Below are 21,326 nucleotides of genomic sequence, written 5' to 3'. Positions count from 1 at the left end.
CTTTAATATCGACTAAATAGACCTCAATCTTTTTGCGATTTCTTCAACTACTTTAACCGTTACAGCGTTTCCGAGCATCTTATATCGTTGGGTTTTCGGAATTTCTTGAACATCCTGAATGATTTTGAAAGTGCCTTCTTTTTTGTTTGTCCAAACCTGTTTTTCGTAAACTCCGTACTTTGTAAAATTATCCGGAAATCCCTGCAACCTTTCACATTCTATTTCAGTAAGACGGCGAATGTTTTTTTCAAATAAAAACTTTGGCACTAAATTCCCACCGGTTCCCATTGAAGATCCTAAACACGGCGCTACCCCTTTAGTATGATAAACTCTTTCCCTATCAGGTGTTGATCCTTTCCATTTTTTGCTGTTGTTTATTTGAATTACTACATTATCTTTTTGAACTGATGTTAAAGAATTTGAAATACTTTCTTTATTAATTTCAAGGTTCTGTTCAATTTTTCCCTGTTGGTTATCCCTTCCACGAATTGCAGCCATTTGAACCAATGTCTTTGAAGAATGTAAACCTCCAGAATTCCCCCCGGCTGTTAATGTTCGAATACTTCGGGTTTCGATTGACCCTTCATTAATCCCGCAATTGTCTTCTGAGATAGGAAATACGTTTCCGAAACTTCGTTCTGACCCTGTAAGATGTCCGACAAGGTAAATCCGCTCTCTATTTTGGGGTAAAAACCACTTTGTGTTAAGCAATTGCCATTCAAGTCGATAACCCCCAATGTTGGCAAAGGCTTGGAGAATGCCCCAAAAGTCCGCGCCAGAGTTTGAGGAGAAAGCTCCTTTAACATTTTCCCAGATAAAAACAGGTGGTCTGAGCTCAGTAACCAATCTAATTGCTTCGAGGATAAGAACACTTCTTTTACCGTCCATCCCTTCTCTTTTTCCAGCAAGACTGAAATCTTGGCAAGGCGATCCGAATGTGATAATGTCAATTCCTTTAAAGTTTCTTCCGGAAATATCTGTAACTGAACCGATGTGTTTTGCATTTGGAAAATTGTGTTTATAGTTAGCTATTGCGTGTTTGTCTATTTCTGAGAAATAATGATTTTCAATTTTAAACCCCGCATTCTCAAATCCTTTTGAAAATCCTCCGATCCCAGAAAACAACTCTAATATGTTTATGTTCATTTTGTTTTGTTAAATTGCTTTATATGATAAGCTACTGTACTGTGATCTTTTAATCCTAGCATTTCAGCTATTTCGCGGTATTTTTTACCTTCTTTAGACTTCTCAAAGCAAAATCTTTGAATCTCTTTAGCTTCGTTATAATATTTTTTTCCAGGGGATTTCAGTGTGAAATTATAGCCCTGATATGATTGTGTTTGCATTTCTCTATTTTTTTGATAAATTATTTTAAAAGATGCCATTGTTTCAGCCCTTTCCAGAGACTTGTTGTTTAACCCATTCATAAACTTTATCGTTTTTAACCTGAGTAATAGCTAAAGCTTGAAGTCTATCAAAGGAATAAGCTATTTCGTCGGTCATTGGTTTTTTGTTGTCCTCGAAATAATCAGAAAGCTTTTTTAATTCATAAGTGTTAAATAAGATTGATCTAGGCTTTAACTTTTCTTTTGCGAGTATTTGTACCATTTTATCTTTTATAGCGATTTTTTGTACGTTTTCATCGTTCACAAAGCTTTCCAATCCACCTTTCTTAATTGCCAGTTCGTAAAAAAGAAATGCATGTTCACAATTTTGACCTTTCTTTACGGCTTCAACCAATGAATCCCAATTCCTTTTTCTTTCAGCCTTTTTTTCTTCTTCTGTTGGTTCTGGTGGAGGATTTAAAATCAGCTTTAGTCTTTCCCTTCCTTCTTGCAATTGCTGATCGTTTTGCTTGTATCTTTCGTAAGCTTTAAGGATTTTCCCTGTTGTATTCGTTGAGAGCATGGGTAAACATTCAATTTCGTTTCCGTTTTGATCTAAAAGATTCCTTTGTATTGCCATTTTATGAGCGTGATAAATCTCGGTTGCTGTCAATTTAAAATCCATTAGAAATAGTAACCAAGTATCTTTCATACTTTCTTTTTCTCCGTTACGGTCACGAACCTGAAAAAGCGTCAAAACATCATTTACCAGCTTTTCTTTAGTTTCAGGAGGTGAAAATCTAATACACTCCCGGTATATTTCCCTTTGCAAAATCTTCGGCAAGCCTTCCAGCTGCTTCCTGGATATTGAAAGTTGCTTGTTTTGGAGGTGGATTACTTCCTGATGTTCCTGAGTTGTAATTTGATTTTCCATAAATCGGTTTTAAGTGAGGTATAACATTTCTTAATTTATTTTTCCAAGCTTGAATAGGTTTTTTATGACCATCCTTCCAATCCGAATCTACCCAACTGCCATACTTTGCCCGTACAGCGAATTCATACAGCGAAAAATCGAGTTTTAATTCATTTTGGTATATTTCCCTAGCAAACGTAACGAACGTGTCTAAATCGGGCGGTTCTGCCTTTTCTTTTTTTTGCGCAACTTTTTTTCTTTTTTCTTCTTCAGGATTTTTAACTGTTACTAATCCTGTTTCTTCATTTGAGAAAAATTCTGTTTCAAAATTTTCTTTTATAATATTTTCTTCTTTTGTTTCTTTTTCTAAAAGAATATCACTTACAGTAACATTATCATTAACACTTACATTATCACTATCATTATCAGCGACGTTTGCGATACTTTTATCGCACTGCGATGATTTGCGATTTTTTGCGACAATTTCAGCTTCTTCCAATGAGATTAATTCATCTTCATAATCTTTGTAAATATCTGGATGCCACTTTTTTAAATTGCCGATTCTGCCGGATTCGGATTTTTTCTCTATTTTAGTTTTATACTTTTTTAAATCTCTTTTTAAGTGTTGCTTAACTGGTTCGAAAGCAAGCTCAATTATAAAATCATCCGTTTCGGGGTTTTCATCATTGACATAGCTTAATATGTGCATGAATAGCTCTCCGGCTTTTTCTTTGGGTAATTTTCTAACTGAATGTATAAGATCTTTGTATAGTAAAAAACCATTCTTATCTTCAGCCATATCTTTGTTTATTGTAAATTCAAAGCTTTTCACCAGACCTATGTCTGTATTTCGTCCCGGATTTAAATACCACTTCACTTCCGGGTTAATTTCTAATCTATTAAATAAAGCGGGCCGTATTTCCTTTCAAACTCTTGGAGTTCTTTTTTAGAGAAATGTATTTTACCTCTTAATTGAACTGAATTGATTTTGCCTTCTTTTTTAAACCTTCCGAGTTTGACCTCAGATATTCCAAGTCGATTTGCTGATTCTTTTCTGTCTAAGAATCCATCTAAGTCTGTGACTTTAGCATCTTGTCTTTCACGGGTAAACTCACACTCTGCAGAGTAAGCCTTTCGGACGGGTCTGTTTTGCCCTTTTGCGAACTGCAATACTGCTTCCGCTTCGATGAGGTGGGCTCTTTTATAGAGTCGACTATTTGGAATCATTGCTCCGGGAAGCAGAGATTCTTTTATCTTTTCAATTTTTGTTTTTAAGCTTGGTGGATTTTTCATTGCTTTGTTTTTATAGATTGGGAATTATTTCTGATTTCACTATGGCAACCTTTTGCCTTTTTTCTTCATCATCAAAGACTCCTTTATGTGGACGATAATTGACGACCTCCGTTACGATATGAAGTTTACCTTTGTGATCTCTAAAATCATCACCTATGTTTATTTCTCCGGTCTTATCAAGCACAATTGAACTTGTGCCATCTGGATAATCAAACATTCTGAAATAAAATGATTTATACATCCCCTTTCTCTTCTTTTCTTCTTCAGTTAATCGCATATAAGCGTTTATTTTATCATTTAGTTGAAGTGTTACATTTTCCATTGTTTGTTGATTTTTTATTTTTAATTTCTGATTCTTCGATGTAGATTAATTCTTTCTCATTCCATTTAAATACTCCTTTGGAATCGCGTCCGATGTAATATTTTGAATCGTGTTTCATTAGTTAATCTTTTCAATCCTCCATCCTACTATGGAATTGAAATATTTTGTTTCACCCTGTGGGCTAACCCACTCTCTACCCTGAATATTGATTCCAACTTTTACCGACTCACCTTCTTTTAAATTATTCAGTAAATCAACTTTATCTGAAATGAATTCTACATTGATAGGCTGAGGGTATTGCTCCTGAGTAAGTATTACCATTTCTCTTTTTTGAAATCCGCTTGAAAACGTTTGGATTTCGCCGATTCTTTTTATTGTTCCTTGTAATTCCATAAAATTTAATTTGAATATTGATTTTGTCTTAGTTCTTCTTTTTGCTTACTTAATACAGACCGACACCAGTCTAATTGATGGGTAACTGTCCTGTTTATCCTGTCGGCCCAATTCACTAAGTAATTTTCTTCTTTACATAATGAATCAATATATTTATTTGCCGTTGTTGCCGAAAGCTTTAGAATTTCTTTCAGGTTGTCAAAAACAGAATCTTTTAATTTTTCATCCCGATGATATTTTGCATCTGCTAATAGTTTTCCGGATCTTGCCATATAAGCATTAAGTTCATTTCCTCTAATTTCAACAGCAGTAATTTCTTCTTCCGAAATATTTAACTCAATGAAATCCTGAATTGCTTTAAGTTCAAATTTTATTGATTCTTTATCAGCTACTAATTCTTTCATTATCTTAGTTTTTCGGCTTTTATAAAGGAAGAAACTTTAATTTCCGGTAGAGGTATTTCTTCACCCGTTTCGGCATCTACATTAGGAAGTCCGTTTTGAACCATTTTCCAGGCTAATTTTGCTTTTGCCTCAATTGCCTTCTTTTGATTTTCAGCTTGATTCCATGCAGCAATGTGCTTGAATGATGAGGTTTCACGGTATTGCTTTGTGAAAACAAAACCTCTGAATCCATTTTTTCCATATTGTTCAGCTTCATTCGTAATTTCGTCTACATTTTCATTGAGCCACGTTTTCCGATCTTCAGCTAATTGGCTTAAATAATCCATTTCTTCTTTAAACTGTACGGCTGCAACTAATGGGGAAATTTCTCCTTCTTCAACTTGTTGACATCTTTCAATGAACTCCTGTTGATATTCTTCGTATAATTGTCCTGTTAAACTCATAACATACTATTTTGTGTTAATTTTTGTAATACATCACGATATGTTTTTTTCATTCCATAAATTTTACCTTCACGTTCAGTTTTATTATCATAATATTCCAAAGTCTGTTGGGCTAAATCGGATGTAGTTTTTGCTTTTTCAAAATTTTTATCTGATAACCAAAAATCAATTTTTACATCATTAGATTTATTTTGAGGAGGCTTAGAAACTGTTTTGTTTGCATCATCATCATCTACTTTTAAATCAAAAATGTTGATTAAATTATATCTACGATAGTACGTTAACTGGCTACCTACTTTTTGTGGATCATTAAGGTTTGCAATATCAATAGAGCTATCAATCTTATCATCGGAATCAAGGTCAAAAACTGTAGTTATTAAATGATTATCAATAACTTGATGAATACAGACTAGTGATTGTTCAAATAATAGAGGTTTTAAAGTGTCTTGTATATTTGATAGATCTGCATAATTGCTATTATAAAAGGTATTGTGAGCATTTTTGCTGATTGTATCAATACTGTTTTGTATTACACTTATTTTTTTAAGAATATTTTTCATAATTAATTTAGTTTTCGATAAACCGCGAATCGCGATCTTCCAATTTTTTTTGTTGTGATTTGAATTATTTTATGATTTGCTTTTAGCTCTGAGAACCTTCCAGATATTTGGTGTAGAAATACACCCATATCGTTCGCTATTTCAATAGTGGATTTTAAACCGTCTACATTGCTCAAAACTCGCATCCGTTGATTTTCCACTTTACCTTTTATCAGGCCAAAAGAATGTTGAGAATTCTCATTGTTCCTTCCTCGGCTGTAATCTGTTGGTTCCATGATTACTGATTTTTAAATTTATCTATCACTTTTTCCATATCTTCATTCTCGATCATTCCTCCCATTTTAGCAAACCACTCTTGAAACTCAGAAGCTTCAACAATAGTGTCATTGATGTTTCTCTGTTTGGATATTGTATTTTGACGATTATCGATAACCATTTTTTTCCAAGATCTCTTTTTATGTATTTTTTTCATGGTTATTGTTTTTTCATTAATGCTTCAATTAAACACACGTATTGGTAAACAAACCAAACTTTAATATTAAATACCACCGTTTTCATGATGCCGAATAATAATGGTTAAATGAAATTCTTCCGTTTTGAATCTGCTTGATTCTTTGATTGTACTGTCCCTGCTGACAAGCTTCTCGCATTGTTGAATTAGCGTAAGATGCAATACCATTCTTTCTGTAAGTAGAGAACCATCTGGCAATTAATCTTTTAATCTCTTTATAAGCTGATGAGGTTTTTAATATCACTCCCTCTTTCTTACCATCTGGATTCATTGTGAAAAACTTCCCGTTTTCAACTCTGATTCTCAAACCTTCCAGCCAAATAAATCCGTTTACGATTTTTCTATTTAATACCGGATATTGCATTTTGTAGAATTGATAACTTTTGATTGTTCTGCCTAAAATCTTTTTTTGTAATTTTGTTTCCATGATAATTCGATATTTCGAGTTTTAAACTTTGGCGTCTATTGCGAGTAGATGCCATTTATTTTGATATTCCGTACTTCTTTTTGAAGTCTTGAAATGATTTTGATTTTTTTAGAAACTGAGAATATTCAGTGTCAAGTTCTTTCTTTGTCTTTTTCCTTTCCTGCAATCCTTTTAAAAAAAACTTACAAAGACTTTCCCGTTCTGCCTCTGGCAACTTTAGCATGTAATCTTTTGCTATTTGATAATCTAGGTTCATATACAGTCAAGAATTTGTTTTACTTGCCGCTTCCCCTCTTTAGCTTCTTTAATTTTAAAATCAGCATTTTGATCGGCTTTTTTCATTAATTTGATAATCGCTTTCTTATTTTCCTCAGAAATATTATTTCTTCTTAATCTCACATCTCTAATTGTAGATATGCTAACATTTGTTTCGGTGCTTACATCCGCCATATCTTTTGGACTAGTGAACTTTCTCAAAAATTCTGATAGCTTTTCACTTATTGGTTTTCCATTTATCAACTCTGCCATATTTATTTATCTTTAATTAAACTACCGTATTTTCACTATTTTTTACTGACACAATTTTTAACTACATTTGCATTGTGTTGTATTGTTGATACAAATATATATCTAATTTTAGATATAAAGCAAATAAATATATCTAATTTTATATTGATTTTATCTATTAATAGAATTATATAATCTATTATTATGAAAAATACTATTGGAAAAAGGCTTGAAGAGATTATGCTTGACAAGGGTTATAATAAGAATTCTTTAGCAAGAGAGGCAAAAATGCATCCTACTACACTAAAGAATTGGATTGATGATAAAACAAAACCAGATGATCTAAAATTAGACATCTTATTAAAAATCCTTAAGGCAAATCGAGATTATATTTTCACAGGAAATGGAGATAAGTATAACCTTAAAGAGAACGAAACTGTTGAGTATAAAAAAATAGGAGTTCCTTATGTGGAACTTCCTATTGATTCAAAACTAAATTTATTATACGATTTGGTTATAAGTCAAAATAAAAAAATAGATGATTTAGCAAGGGAAAATGCCGAACTAAAAGAGCAAAACGAAGACATTAAAGAAAGAATAAAAGATAATTTATTTGTTTTACAGTCTGAAATCGAAGCAATCATGGATGAGTTTAACGTACAATTAGATGATAAAATAAAAAAAGACATAAACAAAATAGTTGAACAGAATTAGTTGGAACACATTTTAATTATTGTTATAAGAGCCCTAAATCTTATTATATCTGTTGAAAGTTCCAACTTCTTCCTTAAGGACTTAACTTGTGATTCGGTTAAAAAAATCTCATTACTAATCAGAGACATTAAAACCCTATGATTAGTGCGATATTCGTCAGGTGAGATTCTTTTCCTATGATAAAAACCTTTATTGCAGTTTTCCAAGTTCTTTATTATCTGTCTTCTTGAGTTATAATCTCTCATGGCTATGAATTTAAAAAATTAAACAAATGGTGATAAAATTAATAAATATTTATATTTATCGAATAATAATTATTAAATATATTATATAATGCATAAAAATATCATAATACAAACATATAATCACGAAACGACAAAAGTTGTCGCAAGTAATTTTTTAACCATTTAATATTTGAAAAATGAAAAACCTTACCTTTTTATTATTTTTTCTATTGCTGCTTTCTTCTTGTAGTAATGATGAAAGCGTTGACACACCTACATATGTTGGACAATATTTTCTTATAAAGAACTATGCAGTGATTGATGGTGTTAAAGGGTCTGAAAACATACATGAGGGTTCATGTAGCGGGAAATCATTTTATAGTATAAATTCTGATAATAATGTTTCTGTTGAGGTTTGGGCTGCTCAGTCTGGTAAATGCTCAAAGGTGGGTGCTTATACATACACTTACGATCAAAATTCTCAGAAAATAAACGGTGAAAATGTTAAGATTGAAGGAAATTATTTGATTATAACTAACATGTCAACCGGCACCCACACCATAGAAAACGTATACTACTATCGAAAATAACATTATAAATTCAAAAAACAAAACCAGACCATGTATAGCTTGATTGAAATTCCAAATTTCACACACAGTGAAGACATTTCTATCTTTTCAAATTATACTGAAATATCAACCATGACAGATGATTTTGAAGACAAGAAAACTATTCTATTTACAAAGGCCGGGATAAGAAATTTTTACAATCTTAAATTAGGATATTTCTTTTTATATTCATTAACGGAATTTGGAGCTTCAGAATATGAATATTTAGGCTTAACATTCATAAATCATAATGGATATAGTTATCTCCAGATTTATACTAATTCACAACAGTTAAATTTAGCAAAAGGAGACAGATTAATAATTTTGTTTAGTGATAAGCATAAAATAGAAATGGATTTTAAAACAATAGGCAGCAACTCTTCATATTCAAAAATAAATACAATTCCACTTATTCCCAGCGACCTAGAAGCCCTTTTAAACAAAGACATTGACAGGATTAAATTAATTTCCACTAGAAAAAACATATTCAATATTTATGGATTAAACGATGGGTCAACTTCTAAAGTTGGCAATTTTCAATATACAACAAAAGAGGAAGGAACTTTTTTGTTGAAATATATGACCTATATGTTTATTTCTTATAATTTAAAAAACCCTATTTAATTTTTATAGTAAAAAAATAGTAAAAAACATAGTAAAAAACCTTATAAAACAATCATACGCAAAATGTTAACTTATTGATTACCAGTTTATTTCGTTTACTGATAAAATTTAGTTATTTTTGCATTATGGAATGGTTTGAATCTTGGTTTGATACCCCTTATTATCATTTACTTTATAGCAACAGAGACTATACTGAAGCCGAAAACTTCATCACAAAACTGACTGCAGACCTGCAACTGGCGCCAAATTCTAAAATCATAGACTTAGCATGCGGTAAGGGAAGACACTCGGTTTTTCTTAATAAATTAGGATATGATGTTTTAGGGCTTGATCTTTCGAGACAGAGTATAGAATTTGATAAGCAGTTTGAAAATCAGACCTTGTTATTCGACGTTCACGACATGAGAAACCCGATTGATGCTGATCCTATGGATGCGGTTTTCAATCTTTTTACAAGCTTCGGGTATTTCGATAATGAAAATGATGACAAAAAAGTGTTCCAGTCGGTTTATAATGTTTTAAAACCTGGAGGATTTTTTGTACTGGATTATTTGAATGAGGAATATGTGAGAAAAGTCATCGTTCCGGAATCTGTGGTAAAACGCGGCGATATTGAATTTAAGATTTGTAAAAAAATCGAAGGAAGGCATATCGTGAAGGATATCCAGTTTGAAGCGGACGGAAAGTCTTTCCATTTCTTTGAAAAAGTAAAACTTCATACACTCGAAGCTATTAATTCTTATGCTACAGAATGCGGTTTTGAAAGAATCAAAATATGGGGAGATTATCAATTAAATGAATTTAATAAAGAAACTTCACCACGTTGCATTAATTTATTTAAGAAAAACTAATGATAACAGTTCTTTTACTGATTTTAAGTGTTATTACCGGGGTATTTTTTGGAAAACATTTCGGTAAAAAAGAAAAACTGGCGAAAAATTTACTTATTCTAAGTGCCGGTTTTCTCATTACCATTTGTCTGAATGAAGTTTTTCCGCAGGTTTATACCTCCGAAACAGCCAGTAATCTGGGTATTTTTGTGATTGCAGGGGTCTTGCTGCAAATGATCCTGGAAGCTCTTACTAAAGGTTTCGAACACGGACATGTTCATCATCATAGCGAACATAATATTCTTCCTGTTGCCCTGATGGTGGGACTTTTTGTCCATGCATTCATTGAAGGAATTCCTTTGGCAAATGAAGAACATGAGTTGTCACCTTATCTGTTGGGAATTGTATTCCACAACCTTCCTATTTCGTTTATTTTGGGTGCGTTTTTGTTTAACAGAAAAGATGAGTCTAAGGCTTATCCATCCTATCCATCATTATTAATTGTTGCTTTATTTGCTTTGGCTTCGCCGATGGGAATGCTATTGGGAAATTATTTTAATCCGGACCTGCAGCCTTATTTTCTAGCCATTGTAGGGGGGATTTTCCTACATATTTCTTCTGTGATTATTTTTGAAAGCAATAAAAACCACAATATCGACTGGGTGAAGATAGGACTGGTCATTGTGGGTGTTTCGCTGGCCCTGATTATTCACCTTTTCCACGATCATTCGCACGTGGAGCATATTCATTAATTTTTTAAATTTAATTAAAAAAATAAAGCTCCGAATTACCTCGGAGCTTCAATTTTATCAATCATTAGGAAATTAGAATTTCCATCCGAATGTAAGGAAGAAGTTATTTCTTGTATTTTTCACGTCTGATACTGCATAAGCTTCGCTTGAGATCAGTCTGTTTGGTGAATAATAACCTGCTTCATAATTACCGTCAATTACTCCATACAATAACGGGTTGCTGTATTTTGAAGTTATATTTTGATAAGATGCATCAATATAGAAAGATTTGAAATCATATCCGATACCAAATGATAAGGCATTTCTGTCATTCAAAATCAAGTCGTTGTAGGACTTATCTGCCATACCATCCCCGCTGTCATTATATCTGCTCACCGTCAAAGCATCGAAAGGACTTGATGTATAAGCATAACCACCTCTCAATCTGAACTGTTTCACTCTATATTCCGCTCCGATTTTTAATTCTGATAAATTTTTATATTCATCATTAAAGAAATCGTTTAATTCTGTTTCTGCCGGTCCGTATACTTTATACTTTGGCTTTGTTAATCCAAGTGTATAATCTACGTTTAAGGCAAAACTTTTACTTGCAATGAAAGCAGCACTTACAGTCGCTTTAAGCGGTGAAGTGAGTTTTCTGTTTTCTACAGCGTAATCGTCTCCGTATATAGCATCATTATAGAAATTGTAGCTTCTGTCGATATTCCAGAACGTAGGAGTTTCCAATGCTGCACCAATTCTGAAGTTCGGGCTTAGTTTTCCGATTACCCCCAATGATGCAGAAAAGCCGTTTCCTCTTTCAATGAAAGGTGTGTTTTGTTTGCTGAAATATTCTGACGAGCCATCATCCAAAGAATTGAAAATAGCTGTATCAGACTGATCGATTGACGAATTGAAGAAATTCAATCCGGCACCTAAGTATAGGTTATTGTTGTAGTTTGCACCTACCCCTACACTTGTTTTAGACAAATATCCATATCTGTCATAAGCATGTCTGCCGAAAGAAGAACTTCCACCATCCGGAAAATCATAAACTAAATTACTATTTCCGGGAGTTTCAATATAATTTTCAATAGACTGGTTGGAATAGTTTACCCCAACATTAATGAATTTCCATGCACTTTCAGTCATCAGCTGGAACGTCATTACTGCTCCTACATTTCCAAGATCTCCTTTATTAACGGTATATCCGTAAGATGATCCGGCATAAGAAGATGTATTTTTATTACTCATGATAGACAATGTTCCTGAGATTTCCCCTGAAATTGCCACCCCTAAACCCGCCGGGTTTGTAAGTAATGAATTGGCATCACCTCCTAACGCTCCGTTTGAGCCTGCCATCGCATTAAATTTAGCAGAACCAATATTCGGAGAGCTGGAATACACATCTACGGTATTTCTAATCACAGAAACATCCTGAGCCTGCGCAAAAAATGCTGCAGAAATACTCATTATGGCTAAAGATTTTTTTAACATTATTTTTTGAATAGTTATTAATTTGAATGAAATTATCTACCACCTCGGAAACCACCGCCTCCGCCGCCGGATCTGAATCCGCCGCCACCGCTGTTTCCTCCACCGAAGCCACCGCCTCCTGATCTGAAGCCGCCTCCGCTGTTCGAGTTATTGTAGTTGTTATTTCTGAATCCGCCATCATTTCTATATCCACCGTCGTTCCTTCTTGGTGGGGCAGATTGGTTGTTATAATTTGGTCTTGTCTGAGTCCCCGAATTACGGAAACCACCTTGATTTCTTACTCCATTTTGGTTTCTGAAACCTCCGTTTGTATTTCCTTGTCTGAAGCCTCCGTTAGTTCCGTTAGAATTTCGGAAACCTCCAGTTGTACCGTTGCTGTTTCTGAAACCGCCGGTATTGGAATTGTTTCTTCTGAAACCTCCTGAATTTACACCATACTTACTGCCAAAACTACCATTATAGGTATTGAAACCTCTGCCAACAGATCCGCTTCTTCTGTAAGGTGCGTAATAGCCACCACCCCAGTATCCGCCGTATCCGTAAGGGTATCCGTATCCGTAATATCCACCCCAGAACGGGTCATAGTAGCCCCATGGTGAGTATCCCCAACCCATATTCCAGCTATTCCATCCGCCCCAACCCCAAGAGCCACCCCAGCCCCATGAAAGACCAAGGCCCCAGCCTCTGTTCCAGCCCCAATATGGGCTGTAACCACCGTACCAACCACCCCAACCCCATGAGTTGTCGTAGTAATTAGTTTCAGCTCCTGCATACATTCCCCAGTCAGAATCCGTTGCAGTTGAGTTGGTATTCCAATTATTCCAGGAATCATATCTGTTTTCTCTGGAATTTATTTCAGCATTTTGAACAAGGTTGGAATCGTCCTCATAATAGTTGTAGTCTTCACCTACTCTGTTTCCTCTCTCATCAATAATCACTCCTTCAGGTAAGGTATCTTTATTAGGGTCATAGTAAACCCCGTCTGTCTCGCTGTAACCACCCATCTGGGCACCACAGGATACAAGTAGTAATCCGCCTGATATTGCTAAAATCCCTTTTGATTTTAACATACCAAACAAATTTTTATGTATATTTTTTTTCATGATAACGTAAAGATTTTTAATTTAAATTATATTTGCAATCTGTACCAAAAATGTACCAAAACACGTGGTAAAAAATCTATCAAAAATAGATTTTTATTTTTAGATAACAATAATAGTAAAAAGTTAAAAAAATTTTAAAAAATAATGGCAAAATTAACCTCAAGAAGCGAAGATTACAGCAAATGGTATAATGAGTTGGTGGTAAAAGCCGACTTAGCTGAAAACTCAGGAGTAAGAGGATGCATGGTTATCAAACCATATGGCTATGCAATCTGGGAGAAAATGCGTGACGAAATGGATAAAAAATTCAAAGAAACAGGTCACGTGAATGCTTATTTCCCGCTTTTTGTGCCCAAGAGCTTATTTGAGGCTGAGGAAAAAAATGCAGAAGGTTTTGCTAAAGAATGTGCAGTTGTAACGCATTACAGATTAAAAAACGATCCGGATAATCCTGGAAAACTTATTGTAGATCCGGATGCAAAGCTGGAAGAAGAGCTTATTGTTCGCCCTACTTCGGAAGCGATTATCTGGAGCACTTACAAAAACTGGATTCAGTCTTATAGAGATTTACCGATATTAATCAACCAATGGGCAAATGTTGTCCGTTGGGAAATGAGAACACGTCTTTTCCTCAGAACTGCAGAGTTCTTATGGCAGGAAGGTCACACGGCTCACGCAACAAAGGAGGAAGCAATCGAAGAAGCAGAAAAAATGAATCAAGTATATGCAGATTTTGCAGAAAACTTTATGGCAATGCCGGTGATTCAAGGATTAAAAACTCCTTCTGAAAGATTTGCGGGAGCTGATGAAACGTATTGTATCGAGGCATTAATGCAGGATGGAAAAGCCTTACAGGCAGGGACTTCTCACTTTTTAGGACAGAATTTCGCAAAAGCATTTGATGTAAAATTCACCAACAAAGAAGGGAAAATCGAACACGCATGGGCAACATCATGGGGAACTTCAACCCGTTTGATGGGAGCTTTAATTATGACACACTCAGATGATTTAGGATTGGTATTACCTCCGACACTGGCGCCGATTCAGGTGGTAATTGTTCCTATTTTTAAAGGCGATGAACAGTTGGAGCAGATCAGTGAAGTGGCTTTAGATATCCAAGCTAAATTGAGAGCTAAAGGGATTTCTGTGAAGTTTGATAACGACACTCATAACAAACCGGGCTGGAAATTCGCTGAGTATGAACTGAAAGGTGTTCCTGTAAGAATTGCAATGGGACCAAGAGATTTAGAAAACAAATCTGTGGAAATTGCAAGAAGGGATAATTTAACAAAAGAAGTACGTTCTATCGACGGTTTAGATTCTTATATTGAGGATTTATTAAAAACAATTCAACAGGATATTTACAATAAAGCTGCTGAATTCAGAAAAAATAATATCACAAAAGTGGATACTTACGAAGAATTCAAAAAGGTTCTTGAAGAAAAAGGAGGATTCATCTACGCACATTGGGACGGAACTGCCGAGGAAGAAGAGCAGATCAAGAACGAAACCAAAGCCACCATCAGATGTATTCCTTTGGATGATGATATTGAAGAAGGCGTTTCTTTAATTTCAAGAAAACCATCAACAAGAAGAGTTTTATTTGCTAAGGCTTACTAAAATTCCACTTAATATAATTGATAAATCTTTAAAAATTCTCGTGATTTTTAAAGATTTTTTTTTGAAATTAACATTTAAAGATAATTTTGTTTAAATTTATACAACATTAATCTCAAAATAATTTATTATGTCTTTAAATGTCATTGATTTAATTAAAGGCCAGCTAGGCCCTGCTTTGGTCACTCAGGCTGCATCTCAGTACGGAGAAAGTGAGTCCGGAATTTCGAAAGCAATTGGAGGACTATTACCCGCTGTAGTGGGAGGATTGGCAAACAATTCAAACAACCAGGGTGTCCTGAATGCTATTACAACAGCTTCCTCAAGCGGAATTCTGGGAAACCTGATGGGAGATTCTTCCAACAACACATGGATTTCCGGTTTATTGACCTCTCTTTTTGGAGATAAAGTGAGCGGAGTGGTAAATGCTATTGCAACGTATGCAGGCATCAGCAACAATTCTTCAAGCTCTTTGCTTAATCTGGTTACAGGCGCTACTGTAGGAACTATCGGGAAATACGCTGCTGATAATAATCTGGATCAATCCGGGATTTCAAAACTTCTGGATGACCAAAAAGGGATTGTTTCATCATTGTTACCTGCCGGACTTTCTTTGGCTTCTTTGAATGTAGGAGACTGGGCGGCAAGGTATAAATTCGACAATGATAATGACCAGATCAAAACCCCTTCTCAGGAAGAACCGGCCATAGAAGTTACCAGAAGTACAACGCCTACCGGAACTTTCCCGGACAGAAATACCAATGACGGCGGAGGCTCAATCTGGAAATGGCTTCTTCCGCTTTTACTGTTAATTGCAGCGGCTTATTTCCTTTGGAAGCAATGCGATAAAAATAAAGCAACAACAGTATCGTCTACTACTGATTCTACGGATGTTATCCGCGATACGGCTGCTGCGGTTTCGCCAACAGACACCGCTTCAATGTCAACTTCAGCAACTTCCGGAAAAGTGGATGAAAATATTGATTTAAACGGTACAACCCTTAAAGGCTACAAAGGAGGAATGGAGGATCAGATGATTAATTTCATGAAATCCGGAGCTTATACCAATGCTACCAATGATGATGCCTTAAAAAATCAATGGTTTGATTTTGATCATGTTAATTTTAAAATTGGTAGCGGAAATCAATTGGAAGCAGGTTCGGAAGGACAGCTTCAGAATTTAGTAGCAATTTTAAAAGCTTATCCTGATGCAAAAATAAAAATCGGAGGTTATACAGACAAAACAGGTGATGAAGCCAAGAATGTAAAACTTTCTGCCGACAGAGCCAATTACATCAAAAACTGGCTGGATAAACAAGGAGTTGGCGGACAAGTTCTTGGAGCAGAAGGATACGGAAGCCAGTTTGCAAAAGTAGACGCAACCGCTTCTGATACCGAAAGAGCGAGCGACAGAAAAATGTCTGTAAGATTTGCAAAATAATCTTTCAAATTTAAATAAATACAATCCCGGAAATAATTTTTCGGGATTTTTTGTGTCTTGATTTTTCTGTTTACATTTATTTAATTAAATTTGTTAGTCATTTCTAACATTTATGAATTTAAATTTAAAGCCCGCTTGGCGAAAAGAAAAAACATCACATTCCTTATCTGAGGTTTATTCTTCAATAAAAATCCCCAAAAACGCAAGCTTTTGGAGGAAATATTTAGCATTTGCAGGTCCGGGGCTGATGGTTGCTGTCGGCTATATGGATCCTGGAAATTGGGCGACTGATATTGCCGGAGGTGCTCAGTTTGGGTATGCCTTGCTTTCAGTTATTTTAATTTCAAATGTTTTTGCGATGGTTTTGCAGCATTTATCTGTAAAATTGGGAGTTGTTGCAGAAAGAGATCTGGCACAGGCCTGCAGGGATCATTTTAGCCCTACAACTAACTATATTCTTTGGTTCTTTTGTGAAATTGCCATTGCCGCCTGTGATCTGGCGGAAGTCATTGGTTCTGCGATTGCCCTTAATCTTCTATTCCATATTCCTCTCACGTGGGGAATTGTCATCACAACAGTTGATGTGCTAATTATTCTTCTTCTGCAAGCTAAAGGTTTCCGGTGGATAGAAAGTATTGTCGGTGGATTGATTTTCATCATTTTGGCTTGTTTTATATATGAAATTATCATTTCCCAACCGGCTTTTAATGAAATTTTAGGTGGATTAGTTCCACAAAAAGAAATTATTCAGAATCCTGCGATGCTTTATATTGCCATCGGGATTTTGGGTGCAACAGTAATGCCCCACAACCTATATCTCCACAGCAGTATTGTCCAGACCAGGGATTATACGCGTGACAGAGAGGGAAAGAAAGAAGCGATAAAATTTGCAACTTTAGACAGTACCGTATCTTTGATGCTGGCTTTTTTCATTAATGGAGCTATTTTAATACTTGCCGCTGCTACTTTCCATACTACAGGAAACAAGCACGTTGCTGATATTCACGACGCGTACAAAATGCTGACCCCGATTTTAGGTGCTTCTATGGCAAGTATTGCGTTTGCGATTGCATTACTGGCTTCGGGGCAAAATTCTACCCTCACAGGAACTCTTGCCGGACAAATTGTAATGGAAGGCTTTTTAAATATTAGGTTAAAACCTTGGCTAAGACGGTTAATTACCCGATTAATTGCTGTAATTCCAGCCTTAATTGTCGCCATAATTTACGGCGAAAAAGGAACGACTGATCTATTGGTTTTAAGTCAGGTAATTTTATCAATGCAATTGAGTTTTGCGGTTGTTCCTCTGGTAATGTTTACAAGTGATAAAGCGAAAATGGGTGAATTCGTGAATAAGTCATTTTTGAAAATCTGCGTTTGGATTATTTCATTCGTTATTATTATTTTAAATCTTTACCTTTTGTATCAGACGTTTTTTGGGGAATGATTTAGATTAATTTTAAATTTGGATTTTAGATTATTCATTGCGAACAGACCAGAGGTCTGCAATAAAATTCAGAAGCGACAAAGCAATCCTTTGCTAGAATTAATTCAAGTAATTCATTATTGAAAACCTGAGATTGCTTTGTCGCTTCGCTCCTCGCAATGACTGAAAGGAACACGATTTCTATGGTGGTTGAGGTTCTCGAAGCCACCAATCCTACTACCCTAGCCCCGATTGTAGCATTTGTCTGAGCTCATTTTCTGGGATTTCTGGGCGGCGGCTTTGCCGCCGCCCAGAAATCCCAGAAAATAGCGAGTGCGAAAAGCGGGAAATAGCTCCTAAAAAAATTAACGATCCATCTAATAATTAATCCTTAAATTCTGACTAAATGTCACGGTTTTTTCTTTGGCAGAGTCTTTGTCAAAGAATAATGAAAATAAATATTGAATTATGGAAAATCAGGATATTAACGAAGAAAGCATCAATAATCAGGAAGATACAAACATTCAGAACGAAGCTATATCAGAAGACAATGTGACAGCAAAACCAACTGCAGAGGAACTTTTGGCAGAAGAAAAAGACCGTTACATAAGATTATACGCAGAATTCGAAAACTATAAAAAAAGAACTTCAAAAGAGAAAATGGAGTTTTTCCAATATGCCAATCAGGACATGATGATCTCAATGCTTGGTGTGTTGGATGATTTTGAAAGAGCTTTAAAAGAAATCGCTAAAAACGGTAATCCAACTGACCTTCAAGGTGTTGAGTTGATTTATCAGAAATTCAAAAACAGATTAACTGAAAAGGGCTTAAAAGCAATGGAAGTAAAGGCCGGAGACAGCTTCAACGTTGACTTCCACGAGGCTATTACTCAGATTCCTGCGCCTTCAGAAGATTTGAAAGGGAAAATCGTAGATGTAATCGAAACGGGATATACTTTAGGTGATAAGGTGATCCGTTTTGCAAAAGTAGTTACAGGAAATTAAATTAATAAATGATAAATGATGAGTGATAATTGATGATCAACTTCACTTATTAAATTAAAATATCTTTTATCATTTATCAATAATCAATTATAAAACGACATGTCAAAAAGAGATTATTACGAAGTTCTTGAAATCAGCAAATCTGCATCAGCCGACGAAATAAAGAAAGCGTACCGTAAAATGGCTATCAAATATCACCCTGATAAAAATCCGGGAGATAAGGAAGCTGAAGATAGATTCAAAGAAGCGGCAGAAGCTTACGAAGTTTTGAGTGACGAGCAAAAACGTGCTAGATACGATCAGTTCGGTCACGCAGGAGTTGGCGGAAACGGCGGCTTTGGAGGCGGTGGCTTCGGTGGCGGAATGAACATGGAAGATATTTTCAGTCAGTTCGGGGATATTTTCGGTGGTGGATTCGGCGGTTTTGGTGGCGGCGGAGGTCGTCAGCAGGTGAAAGGTTCTAATTTGAGAATCAGAATCAAGCTGAACCTTGAAGAAATGGTCAACGGAACACAAAAAACCATCAAAGTAAGAAAAATGAAGATGGCGGAAGGTGCCACTTCAAAAACCTGCCCTACCTGTGGGGGTTCCGGAGTTCAAATGAAAGTGATGAACACGATGTTTGGCCAGATGCAGACTCAGACGACTTGTGGAACTTGTCAGGGAATAGGAAAAGTTGCAGATAAAATACCGGCTGGAGCCAATGCTCAGGGTCTTGTAAAGGATGAGGAAGAAATATCAATCAATATTCCGGCAGGTGCAAGAGACGGAATTCAGCTTAATGTAAGAGGAAAGGGTAATGATGCTCCTTTTGGAGGTATTCCGGGGGATCTTTTGGTCATCATCGAAGAGGAAGTTGACAAAGTAATTAAAAGAGAAGGCGATAATCTTCATCAGGAATTGTATATTTCGTTTGCTGAAGCTGCTTTGGGAACGAAAAAAGAGGTTCCGACCGTTGGAGGAAAAGTGAAAATCACCGTTGATCCTGGAACTCAATCCGGAAAAATTTTAAGACTGGCAGGAAAAGGTCTTCCAAGTATTGACAGCTACGGAAAAGGCGATATGTTCATCCATATCAATGTATGGACTCCACAAAAGCTTACGAAAGAACAAAAAGATTTCTTCGAAAAGCAAATGGAAAGCGGAGAAATGATCGCAGAACCTTCCGGGAAAGAAAAAACTTTCTTTGATAAGGTGAAAGATCTATTCAATTAAAATATATTTAAAGGGACTTTTTTAAGTCTCTTTTTTTTTGCATAGATTAAAATGAGAGAGGTGGCTTCAATAATCAAAGCCGCCTCTCTCATTTTAATATAATCTTATTACTTTTTCTTCACCAAAGAAACAACCCCTTTTCCCATAGTGAAAAGCAAAACAGCACCTAATCCTCCTACAAGACCAAGAATAATTTCTTTTAAAATAGTCAGAATCTCATTAGAAGACCATGAAGGTAAAACATGGTGTAGAAATTCTATTCTATGGGCAAAAATACCTCCGGCTACCATGATCAAGGCAATTGTACCGATAATCCCCAAAGCCTTAATAACAATAGGCAAAGCCTTCACCAAAAAATGTCCAAGCTTTCCAAAGAATCCTTTATCATTACTTTTTTTAATTAATTTAAATCCTGCATCATCCATTCTTACGATCAAAGCAACAATTCCGTAAACACCTACAGTCGCAATGAATGCCACCAGGCTCGTTACCAAAATCTGTGTAATGAAAGGGTGATTTTCTTCCAAAACCGTCCCCAAAGCAATGATTACAATTTCAATTGATAAAATAAAATCTGTGGTAATGGCCGATTTTATTTTTGATTTTTCTATATCTTCGTCGCTTTTTTCGTCTTCTATAATTTCTTCCACCACTTCATGACCTTCTTTTTCGCGGTGAAAAAGGAATTCAATAATTTTTTCAACACCCTCAAAAGCCAGATACAATCCTCCCAGAATCAATACGTAATTAATTGCCGGAGAATACAGCCAGTTGAGCAAAAATACAACAGGCAGAATGATCAATTTGTTGATGAATGAGCCCTTTGTGATCGCCCACAAAACCGGAATTTCCCGTGAAGAAAGAAACCCCGTTGCCTTTTCAGCATTTACAGCCAGATCGTCCCCTAAAATTCCTGCTGTTTTTTGGGTAGCTATTTTACTCGTTACAGCCACATCATCCATCAAAGCTGCGATATCATCCAAAATTGCAAAGAAACCAGATGCCATATTTTAATGTTTTTTAATGATTGTTAAAGAGCAAAAATAATTATTTAATTTGGTTAATAATATGATTAAACCGGGTTTATTTAAATTAATTCTTGCTAAAATTTAATCAAATATGATTCTTGTATCTTTTACTCAAAATAATACCGTTTCTACAACAAGTCAAAGACGGAAATAGCTGTGTAATAT

Annotated in this window: 28 protein-coding genes and 1 pseudogene; 10 read left to right on the top strand and 19 right to left on the bottom strand. The window is 35.3% G+C overall.

Annotation, left to right across the window (positions count from 1 at the left end; all coding sequences use genetic code 11):
• Positions 1 to 12 precede the first annotated feature (12 nt).
• The 16 genes and pseudogenes from ATE47_RS04025 to ATE47_RS03955 all read right to left on the bottom strand — a co-directional run bounded on the left by ATE47_RS04025 (position 13) and on the right by ATE47_RS03955 (position 7,119).
• On the bottom strand, positions 13 to 1,140 hold the full coding sequence (locus ATE47_RS04025; protein WP_062163442.1) for a DNA cytosine methyltransferase: 1,128 nt from the start codon (positions 1,138 to 1,140) through the stop codon (positions 13 to 15).
• A 2-nt stretch (positions 1,141 to 1,142) separates the two neighbouring features.
• Positions 1,143 to 1,427 carry a helix-turn-helix domain-containing protein gene (locus ATE47_RS04020; RefSeq protein ID WP_185097125.1) on the bottom strand — a complete coding sequence of 95 codons (285 nt, stop codon included), beginning with the start codon at positions 1,425 to 1,427 and terminating at the stop codon, positions 1,143 to 1,145.
• On the bottom strand, positions 1,390 to 2,157 hold the full coding sequence (locus ATE47_RS04015; protein ID WP_150114777.1) for a hypothetical protein: 768 nt from the start codon (positions 2,155 to 2,157) through the stop codon (positions 1,390 to 1,392). Before ATE47_RS04015 ends, ATE47_RS04020 begins: the two co-directional genes overlap by 38 nt.
• Positions 2,126 to 3,115, bottom strand: a complete 990-nt coding sequence (locus ATE47_RS04010) for a DUF6291 domain-containing protein (protein ID WP_150114776.1) — start codon at positions 3,113 to 3,115, stop codon at positions 2,126 to 2,128. The genes ATE47_RS04015 and ATE47_RS04010 overlap by 32 nt, the downstream gene beginning before the upstream one ends.
• Before the next feature lie 14 nt (positions 3,116 to 3,129).
• Positions 3,130 to 3,531: a DNA-binding protein gene (locus ATE47_RS04005; RefSeq protein ID WP_062160741.1), complete on the bottom strand. Its 402-nt coding sequence runs from the start codon at positions 3,529 to 3,531 to the stop codon at positions 3,130 to 3,132.
• A gap of 10 nt (positions 3,532 to 3,541) precedes the next feature.
• Positions 3,542 to 3,853 (bottom strand): hypothetical protein, encoded by a 312-nt coding sequence (locus ATE47_RS04000; protein WP_062160740.1) that lies wholly within the window; start codon positions 3,851 to 3,853, stop codon positions 3,542 to 3,544.
• Positions 3,825 to 3,971 (bottom strand): hypothetical protein, encoded by a 147-nt coding sequence (locus tag ATE47_RS19165; RefSeq protein WP_185097124.1) that lies wholly within the window; start codon positions 3,969 to 3,971, stop codon positions 3,825 to 3,827. Before ATE47_RS19165 ends, ATE47_RS04000 begins: the two co-directional genes overlap by 29 nt.
• 5 nt (positions 3,972 to 3,976) lie before the next feature.
• A pseudogene (locus tag ATE47_RS03995) lies at positions 3,977 to 4,246 on the bottom strand (DUF3127 domain-containing protein); the annotation flags it as partial.
• 5 nt (positions 4,247 to 4,251) lie between these two features.
• The gene (locus tag ATE47_RS03990) at positions 4,252 to 4,650 is read right to left on the bottom strand and encodes a hypothetical protein (RefSeq protein ID WP_062160739.1); all 399 of its coding nucleotides are present in this window, start codon (positions 4,648 to 4,650) and stop codon (positions 4,252 to 4,254) included.
• Entirely contained in the window at positions 4,650 to 5,093 is a 444-nt protein-coding gene (locus tag ATE47_RS03985) for a hypothetical protein (RefSeq protein WP_062160738.1), read from the bottom strand. The genes ATE47_RS03990 and ATE47_RS03985 overlap by 1 nt, the downstream gene beginning before the upstream one ends.
• A complete protein-coding gene (locus ATE47_RS03980) occupies positions 5,090 to 5,653 on the bottom strand; it encodes an ERF family protein (RefSeq protein WP_062160737.1) in 564 nt (187 codons plus the stop codon). The genes ATE47_RS03985 and ATE47_RS03980 overlap by 4 nt, the downstream gene beginning before the upstream one ends.
• 2 nt (positions 5,654 to 5,655) lie before the next feature.
• Entirely contained in the window at positions 5,656 to 5,928 is a 273-nt protein-coding gene (locus ATE47_RS03975) for a hypothetical protein (RefSeq protein ID WP_062160736.1), read from the bottom strand.
• Positions 5,929 to 5,930: 2 nt separating this feature from the next.
• The gene (locus tag ATE47_RS03970) at positions 5,931 to 6,125 is read right to left on the bottom strand and encodes a hypothetical protein (RefSeq protein WP_062160735.1); all 195 of its coding nucleotides are present in this window, start codon (positions 6,123 to 6,125) and stop codon (positions 5,931 to 5,933) included.
• 82 nt (positions 6,126 to 6,207) lie between these two features.
• Complete coding sequence (locus ATE47_RS03965) at positions 6,208 to 6,591, bottom strand: hypothetical protein (protein WP_062160734.1); 384 nt, start codon at positions 6,589 to 6,591, stop codon at positions 6,208 to 6,210.
• Positions 6,592 to 6,646: 55 nt separating this feature from the next.
• The gene (locus ATE47_RS03960; protein ID WP_062160733.1) at positions 6,647 to 6,847 is read right to left on the bottom strand and encodes a hypothetical protein; all 201 of its coding nucleotides are present in this window, start codon (positions 6,845 to 6,847) and stop codon (positions 6,647 to 6,649) included.
• Positions 6,844 to 7,119, bottom strand: a complete 276-nt coding sequence (locus ATE47_RS03955) for a hypothetical protein (protein WP_062160732.1) — start codon at positions 7,117 to 7,119, stop codon at positions 6,844 to 6,846. Before ATE47_RS03955 ends, ATE47_RS03960 begins: the two co-directional genes overlap by 4 nt.
• A gap of 183 nt (positions 7,120 to 7,302) precedes the next feature.
• Here ATE47_RS03955 and ATE47_RS03950 point away from each other — a divergent pair, with 183 nt between their 5' ends.
• From ATE47_RS03950 to ATE47_RS03930, 5 genes are all read left to right on the top strand, one after another.
• Positions 7,303 to 7,812 carry a helix-turn-helix domain-containing protein gene (locus ATE47_RS03950; protein ID WP_062160731.1) on the top strand — a complete coding sequence of 170 codons (510 nt, stop codon included), beginning with the start codon at positions 7,303 to 7,305 and terminating at the stop codon, positions 7,810 to 7,812.
• A gap of 421 nt (positions 7,813 to 8,233) precedes the next feature.
• Entirely contained in the window at positions 8,234 to 8,626 is a 393-nt protein-coding gene (locus tag ATE47_RS03945; protein ID WP_062160730.1) for a hypothetical protein, read from the top strand.
• A 30-nt stretch (positions 8,627 to 8,656) separates the two neighbouring features.
• Complete coding sequence (locus ATE47_RS03940) at positions 8,657 to 9,268, top strand: hypothetical protein (protein WP_062160729.1); 612 nt, start codon at positions 8,657 to 8,659, stop codon at positions 9,266 to 9,268.
• Positions 9,269 to 9,393: 125 nt separating this feature from the next.
• On the top strand, positions 9,394 to 10,119 hold the full coding sequence (locus ATE47_RS03935; RefSeq protein ID WP_062160728.1) for an SAM-dependent methyltransferase: 726 nt from the start codon (positions 9,394 to 9,396) through the stop codon (positions 10,117 to 10,119).
• A gap of 2 nt (positions 10,120 to 10,121) precedes the next feature.
• Entirely contained in the window at positions 10,122 to 10,850 is a 729-nt protein-coding gene (locus tag ATE47_RS03930) for a ZIP family metal transporter (RefSeq protein ID WP_062163441.1), read from the top strand.
• Between the two features lie 72 nt (positions 10,851 to 10,922).
• Here the strand turns inward: ATE47_RS03930 and ATE47_RS03925 are convergent, their stop codons facing one another.
• Entirely contained in the window at positions 10,923 to 12,326 is a 1,404-nt protein-coding gene (locus tag ATE47_RS03925) for an OmpP1/FadL family transporter (RefSeq protein WP_062160727.1), read from the bottom strand.
• Between the two features lie 32 nt (positions 12,327 to 12,358).
• The gene (locus ATE47_RS19160; RefSeq protein WP_062160726.1) at positions 12,359 to 13,429 is read right to left on the bottom strand and encodes a hypothetical protein; all 1,071 of its coding nucleotides are present in this window, start codon (positions 13,427 to 13,429) and stop codon (positions 12,359 to 12,361) included.
• Between the two features lie 144 nt (positions 13,430 to 13,573).
• Here ATE47_RS19160 and proS point away from each other — a divergent pair, with 144 nt between their 5' ends.
• The 5 genes from proS to dnaJ all read left to right on the top strand — a co-directional run bounded on the left by proS (position 13,574) and on the right by dnaJ (position 20,133).
• Positions 13,574 to 15,049: a proline--tRNA ligase gene (gene proS / locus ATE47_RS03915; protein WP_062160725.1), complete on the top strand. Its 1,476-nt coding sequence runs from the start codon at positions 13,574 to 13,576 to the stop codon at positions 15,047 to 15,049.
• Between the two features lie 127 nt (positions 15,050 to 15,176).
• Positions 15,177 to 16,487, top strand: a complete 1,311-nt coding sequence (locus tag ATE47_RS03910) for an OmpA family protein (RefSeq protein ID WP_062160724.1) — start codon at positions 15,177 to 15,179, stop codon at positions 16,485 to 16,487.
• Between the two features lie 112 nt (positions 16,488 to 16,599).
• Positions 16,600 to 17,934, top strand: a complete 1,335-nt coding sequence (locus ATE47_RS03905; RefSeq protein ID WP_062160723.1) for an Nramp family divalent metal transporter — start codon at positions 16,600 to 16,602, stop codon at positions 17,932 to 17,934.
• 447 nt (positions 17,935 to 18,381) lie between these two features.
• The gene (locus tag ATE47_RS03900) at positions 18,382 to 18,918 is read left to right on the top strand and encodes a nucleotide exchange factor GrpE (RefSeq protein ID WP_062160722.1); all 537 of its coding nucleotides are present in this window, start codon (positions 18,382 to 18,384) and stop codon (positions 18,916 to 18,918) included.
• Between the two features lie 99 nt (positions 18,919 to 19,017).
• Positions 19,018 to 20,133 (top strand): molecular chaperone DnaJ, encoded by a 1,116-nt coding sequence (gene dnaJ, locus ATE47_RS03895; RefSeq protein WP_062160721.1) that lies wholly within the window; start codon positions 19,018 to 19,020, stop codon positions 20,131 to 20,133.
• A 107-nt stretch (positions 20,134 to 20,240) separates the two neighbouring features.
• On the opposite strand, the gene ATE47_RS03890 is transcribed toward dnaJ, so the two are convergent.
• Positions 20,241 to 21,140, bottom strand: coding sequence for a DUF808 domain-containing protein (locus tag ATE47_RS03890; RefSeq protein WP_062160720.1), 900 nt, complete (start codon positions 21,138 to 21,140; stop codon positions 20,241 to 20,243).
• Positions 21,141 to 21,326 lie beyond the last annotated feature (186 nt).

It is taken from the genome of Chryseobacterium sp. IHB B 17019, assembly GCF_001456155.1.
In the GTDB taxonomy this organism is placed as follows: Bacteria; Bacteroidota; Bacteroidia; order Flavobacteriales; family Weeksellaceae; genus Chryseobacterium.
The sequence above is the reverse complement of the archived record's forward strand: the minus strand, read 5'-3'. Positions and strand labels throughout refer to the sequence as shown.

What these genes read in the sequence shown, in the direction of transcription:
- ATE47_RS04020 (WP_185097125.1), bottom strand. Translation starts at nt 1,427, where the DNA reads ATGAATGGGTTAAACAACAAGTCTCTGGAAAGGGCTGAAACAATGGCA.
- ATE47_RS04005 (WP_062160741.1), bottom strand. Translation starts at nt 3,531, where the DNA reads ATGAAAAATCCACCAAGCTTAAAAACAAAAATTGAAAAGATAAAAGAA.
- ATE47_RS04000 (WP_062160740.1), bottom strand. Translation starts at nt 3,853, where the DNA reads ATGGAAAATGTAACACTTCAACTAAATGATAAAATAAACGCTTATATG.
- ATE47_RS19165 (WP_185097124.1), bottom strand. Translation starts at nt 3,971, where the DNA reads ATGAAACACGATTCAAAATATTACATCGGACGCGATTCCAAAGGAGTA.
- ATE47_RS03990 (WP_062160739.1), bottom strand. Translation starts at nt 4,650, where the DNA reads ATGAAAGAATTAGTAGCTGATAAAGAATCAATAAAATTTGAACTTAAA.
- ATE47_RS03985 (WP_062160738.1), bottom strand. Translation starts at nt 5,093, where the DNA reads ATGAGTTTAACAGGACAATTATACGAAGAATATCAACAGGAGTTCATT.
- ATE47_RS03980 (WP_062160737.1), bottom strand. Translation starts at nt 5,653, where the DNA reads ATGAAAAATATTCTTAAAAAAATAAGTGTAATACAAAACAGTATTGAT.
- ATE47_RS03975 (WP_062160736.1), bottom strand. Translation starts at nt 5,928, where the DNA reads ATGGAACCAACAGATTACAGCCGAGGAAGGAACAATGAGAATTCTCAA.
- ATE47_RS03970 (WP_062160735.1), bottom strand. Translation starts at nt 6,125, where the DNA reads ATGAAAAAAATACATAAAAAGAGATCTTGGAAAAAAATGGTTATCGAT.
- ATE47_RS03965 (WP_062160734.1), bottom strand. Translation starts at nt 6,591, where the DNA reads ATGGAAACAAAATTACAAAAAAAGATTTTAGGCAGAACAATCAAAAGT.
- ATE47_RS03960 (WP_062160733.1), bottom strand. Translation starts at nt 6,847, where the DNA reads ATGAACCTAGATTATCAAATAGCAAAAGATTACATGCTAAAGTTGCCA.
- ATE47_RS03955 (WP_062160732.1), bottom strand. Translation starts at nt 7,119, where the DNA reads ATGGCAGAGTTGATAAATGGAAAACCAATAAGTGAAAAGCTATCAGAA.
- ATE47_RS03950 (WP_062160731.1), top strand. Translation starts at nt 7,303, where the DNA reads ATGAAAAATACTATTGGAAAAAGGCTTGAAGAGATTATGCTTGACAAG.
- ATE47_RS03945 (WP_062160730.1), top strand. Translation starts at nt 8,234, where the DNA reads ATGAAAAACCTTACCTTTTTATTATTTTTTCTATTGCTGCTTTCTTCT.
- ATE47_RS03940 (WP_062160729.1), top strand. Translation starts at nt 8,657, where the DNA reads ATGTATAGCTTGATTGAAATTCCAAATTTCACACACAGTGAAGACATT.
- ATE47_RS03935 (WP_062160728.1), top strand. Translation starts at nt 9,394, where the DNA reads ATGGAATGGTTTGAATCTTGGTTTGATACCCCTTATTATCATTTACTT.
- ATE47_RS03925 (WP_062160727.1), bottom strand. Translation starts at nt 12,326, where the DNA reads ATGTTAAAAAAATCTTTAGCCATAATGAGTATTTCTGCAGCATTTTTT.
- ATE47_RS19160 (WP_062160726.1), bottom strand. Translation starts at nt 13,429, where the DNA reads ATGAAAAAAAATATACATAAAAATTTGTTTGGTATGTTAAAATCAAAA.
- proS (WP_062160725.1), top strand. Translation starts at nt 13,574, where the DNA reads ATGGCAAAATTAACCTCAAGAAGCGAAGATTACAGCAAATGGTATAAT.
- ATE47_RS03910 (WP_062160724.1), top strand. Translation starts at nt 15,177, where the DNA reads ATGTCTTTAAATGTCATTGATTTAATTAAAGGCCAGCTAGGCCCTGCT.
- ATE47_RS03905 (WP_062160723.1), top strand. Translation starts at nt 16,600, where the DNA reads ATGAATTTAAATTTAAAGCCCGCTTGGCGAAAAGAAAAAACATCACAT.
- ATE47_RS03900 (WP_062160722.1), top strand. Translation starts at nt 18,382, where the DNA reads ATGGAAAATCAGGATATTAACGAAGAAAGCATCAATAATCAGGAAGAT.
- dnaJ (WP_062160721.1), top strand. Translation starts at nt 19,018, where the DNA reads ATGTCAAAAAGAGATTATTACGAAGTTCTTGAAATCAGCAAATCTGCA.
- ATE47_RS03890 (WP_062160720.1), bottom strand. Translation starts at nt 21,140, where the DNA reads ATGGCATCTGGTTTCTTTGCAATTTTGGATGATATCGCAGCTTTGATG.